This is a genomic window from Moorena sp., assembly GCF_982860115.1.
This window is the reverse complement of record NZ_CEYLVT010000405.1, coordinates 1-3078: the sequence shown is the minus strand read 5'-3', so window position 1 is coordinate 3078 and position 3078 is coordinate 1. Positions and strand designations below refer to the sequence as shown.

Here is a 3078-nt window from a genome sequence, read left to right as displayed (position 1 = left end):
CGATTTCCCAAAGTCACGCTACGCGATTGACCTTTGGTCACGCTACGCGAACGCTAACTTATTATTACAATTTTATCTAACCAATTTTATCGGTAATTTTAATTAAAAAAAACGCGATTTCCCAAAGTCACGCTACGCGATTGACCTTTGGTCACGCTACGCGAACGCTTCCGATTTTTTACTGATTCCCGATTACCGATTCCCTCGTTTGCTTTAAATTACCCCGCAAAAAAAATCTAAAAACCCTTGACAAACTATTTTGTAATCATTATGATTATAGTTATAATCCTAAAAACAACTTTTCGACTATGCATCACAATTTTCTGCCAAATTCAGACAATAATCCAGAGGATATCACTCTGAAGATTACTCCTGAGGAGTTTTCCGAAAAAGAATTCCTTGTTCCGTATATTCTTAAGGGAACTCGCCAGCAAATAAGCCATACCATGCATATCCTTAATGCCATGGGCTATGCACAGCTTTCGGATTGGAGTCCTCTTCAACCTACTGGAATTCCAGGGCAATTTATTACGATAATGAGGAGATATTGGATTTGGCGTTAACACCTTAAAATTATGGGGGGGTTTTCCCCCCAGGGCAAAGGCTCCGGTCTGTTCGCTACGCGAACAAATTGGTCAGAAAATTGAGTGCATAGTCGAAAATTGCTAGCCGTGGAAACTATTTCTGCGGCTATTTTTTTGGTTAGTAGGTTGAAGGTTAGCAGGTTGAAGGTTAGCATTCAGCCGTCAGCCGTCAGCCGTCAGCCGTCAGCTAAAAGCTCACGCTGCTTGAGGTGCCGTCAGCTGACGTAACAGAGATTAAAGCAATGCTTACTTGTTGTCTTGATGCAGTCGCTCATGGGGAGCGACTGCATCGCTTATTCAAAAGCACCTCAAGTAGCTTGCGTGGCACAGGCTAGAAGCCTGTGATGTAGCGCATTAGCTGATAGCTAATAGCTGATAGCTGAATGCTGATAGCTGATAGCTAATAGCTGAATGCTTACGATGCACCCCTCTAAGGTTTTGTTCGTAGATATCCCAGAATAGTGCTAGTATTAAACAATTTTGGAAATCGATTCAGTAATGCAGTAGACTGAGCAGCAGGTAATATAAGTAATAGGATAATTTTCAGCAATACTTTTAAGGTAACCTTGGTCAGTAATAAGCTTGGATCATGTTTGAGGGTATGGCCAAGAAATCGCAGTGTGGCTAGGGTTTTGTGTCGTTGTGAAAATGATTCAAGATCCTTGAAAATTAGGTACTTATACAGGTTAGCGAGGCTGTGCTTTTTCAGATATTGTAGAGAATCAGGAGCAGCAGCAAAGGCTCGTTGAATTACTTGTAAACAACCTGCTTCCATCTTGGAAGTATCAGAAGAGGCTGAATTAGCAGAGACTCGATATAAAATGTGTGGGTATGGTACAGCGACAAAAGGATAATCAGCTGCGAGCCGCAGCCACATATCCCAATCTTCTGCTTGGGTTAGGGATTCATCAAATTGACCAACTGTGTCAAATGCTTTCCTACGAATTAAGACGTTAGAACCATTTTCCAAAAAATCAGTTAGCAACAGCTGAGGATAAACATTACCATTGAGAGTGATATGGTTACCTCGCCGCAAAAACTGACCTGATTCATCGATGTAATTTGTCCAACTATAGGCAACGGCGGCTTGGGGGTTTGCTTGTAAGGCGTTTAACTGGAACTCTAATTTATCCGGATGCCAGAGATCATCGGCGTCTAGGAACGCAATATAGTCCCCTGAAGCATGGGATAATCCACGATTACGGGCTCGGTTGACGCCAGCATTGGGATAGGAAAAAATTTTTAATCTATCATCTTTGATGCTAGAAATTATTTGCCATGTCGAGTCTTGGGAGCCATCATCAATGACAATTATTTCAAAATCAGTAAATGTCTGATTTAAAACAGATTCAATAGTCTGTTTGATAGTTTTTTCGTCATTATAAACTGGTATAATTATAGATATTAAAACCATATTATATTGACTTAGTTCTGTAGTTCATTAGCCCCTGAATAGTTTCTTCTGGAGCATTTTGCTGCTTCAAATAGTTTTTGAGAGTTGTTTCGGTTTGATTTTTTAGGAAAAAATCACTGACTAACAGTTTAATAACTTGCCTAACATATAAAATAGCATACCTCCAGAAAGGGACATGGTGTGAGTCTTGATAAATTATATTGACCATATGCCAGATATTATAATTTGACTTTAAAGTAGTGAATCCTTTCAAAATCTGTAGTCTTTTGGCTGCATTCGGTTGGAGATACCATTGTAGTAAAGGGGGCATATAACGAATCAAGTCATTTACATTATAATCAGTAGTGGCTTGGAGTTTACTTGACAAAATCACGTTAAAGCCTGATTTATTAGCACGACTAACAAACTCAAAGTCACCGCCGTAATGCCGGAATCTATCAGCATCTGGAAATCCAATTTTATCCACGACTGCTCTGGGGATGATAGCTATATTACCATTTAGGGTATCGACTGACCTAGCCTCTGCTGTCGCAAAATAATCCATACTCCGAATTGGCTGTTTTTTATACATGCCACTGAACACAATCCAATCGGAATAGGTTTTATCCCGGACAATACCCCCAACAATTGTATTATTGTACAGTGGAGACTGACAACTATCAATCAGGTTGTTAAGGAAATTGTCTGACAGAAAAATATCATCATTTAGCCACACTAGGTAATCGGAGTCTAATTTATCTATGGCATAGTTCATGCCGAGACAAATCCCACCTGTCCACCAAAGATTGCCATCTCCTTCAATTAAGTAAACATTGGGAAATTGACGTCTAATCATTTCTCTGGTGCCATCTGTGGAAGCATCATCTACTATGATGACTGAGATAACTGAAGTATTATCGGTATTTGCTTTAGGAATTTGCTGAAAAATTTGACTCAGAATAGTCTGAGTATAGTGTTGCCTATTTCTAACTGGAATAATTAAGGATATTTGGGTCATTTTAGCAAAGGGAATAGGGAATAGGGAGTCGGGAGTAGGGAGTAGGGAGTAGGGAGTAGGGAGTAGGGAGTAGGGAGTAGGGA

The 3078-nt window shown here is 40.0% G+C and carries 3 protein-coding genes; 1 reads left to right on the top strand and 2 read right to left on the bottom strand.

Translation table 11 applies throughout. The features are described 5' to 3' along the window. Nucleotides 1-308 precede the first annotated feature (308 nt). Nucleotides 309-563 (top strand): hypothetical protein, encoded by a 255-nt coding sequence (locus tag AC4II3_RS32100; RefSeq protein WP_488017002.1) that lies wholly within the window; start codon nucleotides 309-311, stop codon nucleotides 561-563. Between the two features lie 451 nt (nucleotides 564-1014). On the opposite strand, the gene AC4II3_RS32095 is transcribed toward AC4II3_RS32100, so the two are convergent. Both AC4II3_RS32095 and AC4II3_RS32090 read right to left on the bottom strand, forming a co-directional pair. Next, a complete protein-coding gene (locus tag AC4II3_RS32095; RefSeq protein ID WP_488017000.1) occupies nucleotides 1015-1998 on the bottom strand; it encodes a glycosyltransferase in 984 nt (327 codons plus the stop codon). Nucleotide 1999: 1 nt separating this feature from the next. After that, nucleotides 2000-3078: glycosyltransferase family 2 protein (locus tag AC4II3_RS32090; protein ID WP_488016998.1), on the bottom strand; the 1079-nt coding region annotated here is incomplete at its 5' end.